The organism is bacterium (assembly GCA_021158245.1).
GTDB lineage: Bacteria > Zhuqueibacterota > QNDG01 > QNDG01 > QNDG01 > QNDG01.
Genome location: JAGGVB010000155.1, coordinates 1 through 6,451, shown reverse-complemented (window position 1 = coordinate 6,451; position 6,451 = coordinate 1). Strand labels below are relative to the sequence as shown.

The 6,451-nt window shown below is 37.6% G+C and carries 6 protein-coding genes; all 6 read right to left on the bottom strand.

What is annotated here, in order from left to right; all coding sequences use genetic code 11:
- Window positions 1-833 (bottom strand): YitT family protein (locus tag J7K93_08225; protein MCD6116987.1); only part of this gene is annotated, 833 nt, incomplete at its 3' end.
- A 130-nt stretch (window positions 834-963) separates the two neighbouring features.
- Window positions 964-1,698: a 16S rRNA (uracil(1498)-N(3))-methyltransferase gene (locus J7K93_08220; GenBank protein ID MCD6116986.1), complete on the bottom strand. Its 735-nt coding sequence runs from the start codon at window positions 1,696-1,698 to the stop codon at window positions 964-966.
- Between the two features lie 9 nt (window positions 1,699-1,707).
- Window positions 1,708-3,024: a BamA/TamA family outer membrane protein gene (locus J7K93_08215; GenBank protein MCD6116985.1), complete on the bottom strand. Its 1,317-nt coding sequence runs from the start codon at window positions 3,022-3,024 to the stop codon at window positions 1,708-1,710.
- On the bottom strand, window positions 3,021-4,262 hold the full coding sequence (locus tag J7K93_08210; GenBank protein MCD6116984.1) for a BamA/TamA family outer membrane protein: 1,242 nt from the start codon (window positions 4,260-4,262) through the stop codon (window positions 3,021-3,023). Before J7K93_08210 ends, J7K93_08215 begins: the two co-directional genes overlap by 4 nt.
- Window positions 4,259-5,743 carry a VCBS repeat-containing protein gene (locus J7K93_08205; protein ID MCD6116983.1) on the bottom strand — a complete coding sequence of 495 codons (1,485 nt, stop codon included), beginning with the start codon at window positions 5,741-5,743 and terminating at the stop codon, window positions 4,259-4,261. The genes J7K93_08210 and J7K93_08205 overlap by 4 nt, the downstream gene beginning before the upstream one ends.
- A gap of 24 nt (window positions 5,744-5,767) precedes the next feature.
- The coding region (locus tag J7K93_08200; GenBank protein ID MCD6116982.1) for a TlpA family protein disulfide reductase at window positions 5,768-6,451 on the bottom strand (684 nt) is incomplete at its 5' end.

Genomic DNA, 6,451 nt, shown 5'->3' with positions numbered 1-6,451 from the left:
TAAAGTACTTCACGGCGCTGATTCTTGTAAAGCCCATGAGCCTCAAAAGCAGTAGCCCCTCTGCTGAGATCTTTCGTTATGACCTTAGCAATCTCATCATTTTTTGAGGACATGATAAATGCAGACCTTGCATAATCAAATCCGTCAATTATCACATCTACAATTCTGGAAGATATAAAAAGAAGAACAATTGCATAAAGTGTAAGAGTTAAAGCAGGCCTGGTTCCGGATAGATGTTTGACATGAATAATGACTCCTGCAAGCATGATTACCATAAAATCAACTGTCATAAAAGTAACGCCCGGCTTGATTCCCCACCTCTTGCGTGCAACAGCAGCTGCTACATCTGAACCGGCAGTAGTGCCCCTGAACTTAAATATTATTCCCAGGCCTATGCCCATAAGCACTGCGCCTGTCAGAATCAAAAGCAGAAAATCATGCTCTCTGAGCTGAACTATTGCAGAGTAATCATTCAAGTGTATGAATTCCAGTCCTGGAATCCTTCCCCGTAAAAGATCAATAAAAAATGAGTTCATTGTAAAACCTACAATTGTCCGTATTCCAAACTGTTTTCCAAGTTCTCTCACGCCCCAGATATAAAGCGGAATGTTCATAACCCACATTATTAATCCTACAGGAATCTTGTTGCCGGAAAGATAGTGAACTGCCATTGAAAGCCCGCTTACACCGCCAGGCACAACCTTGGCATCCACAAGAAAAATACCGACTCCCATTGCCATTACAAATGCACCAATAATGATAAACAGATAATCAATAACCGCCTGCTTTGAGAAAGTTGTCTTTAACTCGTCTTTAAATTTTGTTTTCACCATGATTTACGCCTCTTTAAGTACCTATTCCATGCTTAAGTTAAACGGGCATAATATAATACTTTATTTAACAAAAAAGCAAATAAAATCTTGAACTTCGGAAATATTTTATAAAAATATTTAATATCACTATTTATAACATATCACCAAAAACATTAAATACAAGCGACAGCATTACAATGGAAGCTGTTTCACTCCTTAAACGCCGCGTACCAAGGGTTACAGGTGTAAATCCCTGCTCAATTGCTTCATGAATTTCTTCATCTGAGAATCCCCCTTCCGGCCCCACAACAACTGATACTTTTTGTTTTGTCTTTGTTATTTTGTTCTTTAATTGATCTATCCCAATACTTTTTTTAGAATTTGATGCAATAATTCTTACTGAGCCTGCACCGCCTTTTAACACTCTGGTTAATGGAACTACATCTGTTATTTCGGGAGCAGCTGACCGCAGGCATTGTTTCATTGCTGCAAAAGAAACCCGCTTCCACCTTGCAAGTTTTATGCTGCTTCCTGTTACAACACTTGTTTCAGATGTAAATGGTATGATTTTTTTTACACCCATCTCTGTAGCTTTTTCAATCAGCCACTCATATCTGCTGCCTTTGACAATTCCTGCAGCAAGCGTAACTTCTGTCACAGGCTCACCAAAACCTCTCGTAATTTGCAGTACTCTGCCCTTAACCTGTTTTGGAGATATGCTTAGCAACTCCACTGAATAACATGTTCCGACTCCATCGACAGCCAGTACTCTGTCTCCCTTTTTGGCTCTTATTACAGAAGCAATATGGTGAGCCTCTTTTGTACGAAAGACTACCTCATCATGGCCTACATCATCCGGGTGAACATAAAAACTTCTTTGATGCAAAAGATCCTCCTAAATATCCACACCAAGATCAACGATAAACTGGGTTTTACCCTGTTCATTTACAGCATAATCAAATCGAATTACATGTATATACGGAAGTATTAAATGAATTCCAAATCCTGCACCGGACAGAAAATTGTCCTTTTTTAATCCATATTCTTTAAACCATACTGCTCCTGTATCAATGAACAAAGAGCCATAAATTCCAAATTTTAAATCATGTAATTGAGACAGGCTTGTAATATTAAAATATCGTACACCGAGAATGGGAAATCTAAAACCGATACTGCTTAAAAAAAGCATATCACCTTCATAAATCTCTCTGAAATGACCCCTTATTCTATCGGAATAACCAAAGTAATATCTATCATAAACAGGAACTTTGTTTATAGAAGTGATAAGCTTTGTCCGCAAAGCGAACGTGCTCTTTTCTGCAAAAGGGATATAAATACGTAATTCACCGGCAGCTCTCTGATAAAACGGATTTTGGGAAGGCCATCCGCTTGTTTTTGTTAAAAATTTTATTACATATCCGGATCTGGGATACTCTATTAAATCTCTCTTATCATACATGACACTGAATCCTGCTTCCGGCAGATTGTCCGTATGCTGTTCTGTTGGTACTGCATCTTCATTAGAGCCGTCAATGTCAAGAGACCTGTAACCAAAATTCAACTGGCCGTAAAGATGATGCCCCCATCTCTTGCCGATATTCCATTCAAAACCCTTCTGATATTCGTATACCTTTTCTTCTGTAAAATGTTTGTTTCTTATTCGTGCATAAAAGAACTCAATTTTTGTCAGAAGATTGTATTTTTTACCAATCCAGGGATTTGAATAAACAAAGTGAACTGCAGGATTGTATCCCGCCCAAAAAATAGCACCCAGTTTATCTGTTCTTCCCAGAAAATTCGTATGTATAAATCCAGCGCCAAAAGACAGTTTGTTCCAGTCCCGATCATTTATAAATAGTATGGGGAATGGTATAAAATAAATTTGTTCTGTCACCTTAATTGCCAATGCGACATAACTGCTGTCCGGATTTCCTGTAATTACCACTCTATTAAAAGCAAGAAGGTTTTCAATTCGCTTTCTATCAGATTCAAGTTTTTTTATATCTAATACGCTTCCCTGTTTAAGTTCCATCTCACGGAAAATTACTTCAGATTTTGTTTTCCTGTTCCCTGTCACTGATATTTTTGAAATTCTTCTGCCAATTAAAGTTGAATCAACTAAGGTCTGGCCTCTTAAAAGATTAGATGAGATACAAACCAGCAAAATTATAATTATTCTTTTAAAAAAATTTATTCCCCGTAGATTTTTCAAAACATCACCCCTGTACCTGCGCTCAAAAATCCCGCACCTTCTCCATGATATCCGTATTCAGCTCTGAGCAGCAATTTACCAAGTACGAGATGTAATCCAAAACCGACAGATGTATAAAAGACGCGCTCCTTTTTCGCTTGATGTTTGAACCAGGCTGATCCCGAATCAATAAACAAAACACCAAGAACCCCTGTATTCATTCCTGAAAAAGGCCTCCTCACATAGAGCAGCGGGATTCTGTACTCAGCGCTTAAAAGAAAACCGTTTTCACCAAAAACAGATCCTGTTCTGTATCCTCTTAATGTATTTCCGCCTCCCATGTGAACACGTTTATAAAAAGGGACAACCCCCTGAGATAAAATCATCTTGATCCTTACTGCAACTATGCTACCTGATTTAAGATGGGAAAAACTCCTCATATCCAGATCCATCTGCTTAAATAAATATGAACCGTTGATCAGCCAGTTTTTATAATCCAAAGTTACAAGGGATCCCTCAGACGGATAGAAGGGCCAGTCCCGCGTATCAATTCTCCCTATAAACCCGTAAAACGAGATATCATCCTCACGGCTTTTTGATATCATAAAAGATGCATCTCCGAAAGATACATTTTCTCTCCCTGCTTCAGCACCTATTGCTAATTCTTTCGTAACATGAATCCCAATCGAACCCTTTGATGATTTTGTACTCAGCCTTTTCGAAGATTCAATATCGTCAAAAAGATAGGGGAATGAAATACCGGAGTACTCCGCGTTGAACCATAATGAAGCTCCGGGCCCAAACCATTTATTACTCAAACCCAGTACCCGTTTATCAACACCTCCTGCCTGAAAAAGAAGTTTCAACTTATTTCCATATCCAAGAATATTATAAACATCCAATCCGAGGCCTGCGTAAAAACCGAAGACATTATTATCTCCTATAATGGGATTGATTGAAAACATCCCTCTCTCTTTTGTAATAACGAGAAGAGCGAAATCACCTCTCTGCTGTTCAGGCCTTAAACGAAACTCTATATTGTTAACAAAAAACTCCCTTAAAAAATATTTTCTAATAAGGGTAAATTTTCTTGCAGATATTGTTTCTCCTGTTTTTATTCGGAGTCTTCCCAGAATTACTTTATCCCTTGTTCTTGTATTTCCGTATATGTGCAGTGATTTTATTTTAAAATCTGCAGATGACGTACCGATGCCGTATAAAAAAAAGAGACAAATAAACATGTAAACAATCTTTTTCAATGATTGTCTCTTCCTGGATTCGGGACAATTTCAATATGGTTTTTATCCCACAATATTATATCATCAGCTCCGTCATTGTCCGCATCAAAAATAAGAATGTTTCTGCATTGCGAAGCCTTAAAACTGTAATCAGAGGAAAAATGAAACTTGCCGTTTCCCCCATTTAAATAGATCGAAAATTTTCCTTCCCCGGTTTCAGCAACAAGATCTTTATATCCGTCTGTATTAAAATCACCTTCAAAGGAAAAACAAAGCCTGTACGCAGGTATATCTTCAGGTAATACATTTATTCCAAAGCCTGCCGATGATTCCGGTTTGTCAGAGTACCGGCCTGAAGGTTTCATAATATAAAAATCAAAACCGGCAGACAGCTTCTTCTTAAAAATATATGCGGGAATTTGTGCAATACCGAGAGGAATTTTAAACAACGCAAAATCCATAATGCCGTCATTATTAAAATCCCTGATTGCAGACTCACCGCCAAAACTCTCGGACACAAAAACATTATCCGGGTCATCAGAGAAAGCGCCCCCTTTATTAAGATATACGTACATCTCAATCATGGATTCCGGAGACGATGTTTTGACAATCACTTTATGAACAACATCAAAAAGGCCGTCATTATTTAGATCAATCAAATAAAGGGAATGCCTTTCTCTTATGTTCTCTGTTCCCCGTATTGACGGATCAATTAACTTAAAAGATATAGTTGTATCCGGTTTAATAGAAATATTATTATTTGAAGGATCAAAGAAACGGCCTGTATGAAATATCTCTATTTTATCATTGTATTTCAAAACTATATCAGCCTTGTTATCACCGCCCATATTCCCGATCTTGATTTCAGGTATTGAGAATTGATAAGTTAATATCTCATTCTTCAGGACGGATATTTCAGGTTCAGTAATTAATGTTTTATAGAGGCCATAATTATCATCACCTTCCTTTTTAAAAATCTTAATCCTGTTTATTGAAGGGACAAATATCTCCGGAATTGAATCTCCGTCTATATCCGCTGCAAAATCATATTTCAACAGGTCTGTTTTATCCGGTGGGATCAATGTACTTATTGTAAAAACCTTTTTATGAGCAGAAGATATTTTATCATTTAGCGCAAACATGGAAAGTCCTGCTGTTCCAAGCAGGATGAGGTTCTTTCCGCCGCTGTTTTCCATATTTTCGATTGTGAAAAAAACATCATTAACAGCAGGAATAAAAACCAGATTAGGCACCTCATGTATTGTATCATCATTAAAGAAGATGCTGATCTTTCTGCGTTTAAAAGAATCGGCACTTTCCGTTACAGCGAGTAAATCAACCCTGCCGTCTCCATTAAAATCCTGTGCTGCAACATAAGAAATTGTTCCGTTGAGCTTTAAAAATCTGCATTCTGATTCTAAATCCGGAACATTGGCAAAACCAAGGTTTGCTGACCAAATAAGAACAACAGCAATTTTAAAAACTCCGCTTAATTGTTTCATACATCTTTTCCTAAGCAACAAAAGTTATTTTAAAAGATCATTTAGCTCAATTGCAAGCACATCTTTAATATCAGGCCTGAATCCTCTGTGAACATAATTAATGTATCCCTTTTTGTCAATAACATACAGAGTCGGGACACCGCGTACTCCATAATCATTACCCGTCTTATTATCAATTAAAACCGGAAGCCATATTTTCTTGTCTCTTAAATACTTTTCAACTCTTGCTATATCTTTGTCTGTAACAATTGTAAGAAACAAAACCGAATCTCCCCACTTTGCAGAAAGATTCTTTAACGTGTTTATCATAAGGCGGGATGATCTGCTCCAGGTGGCCCAGAAACAGAGAATTACGACAGATCCCTTCTGATCACTTAGAGAGACAACCCAATCGTCCTTCACAGTATCAAGTTCGAAATCAGGAGCCTTTTTAATGACTCTGTGAGAAAGCACTTTTTTCTGATAAGAAGTCTTAAGGTTTTCCGCCTGTTTTTTAACAAAGGGTTCCAGTTGAGTATCAGGTTTGCCAAGATATTTCCATAACTCAACGAGTTTTGTATATGCACTGTCTGAAACCTCACCCCCAAAAACCGAAGCTTTTGCATACCACTTTAAAGCATCCTCTTTTCTTCCTGTATTTGAAAGAGAAATCCCGTAATGAAAATATACTCCTGGCTGACGCGTATATTTAACTGCTTCTGCAAGCTG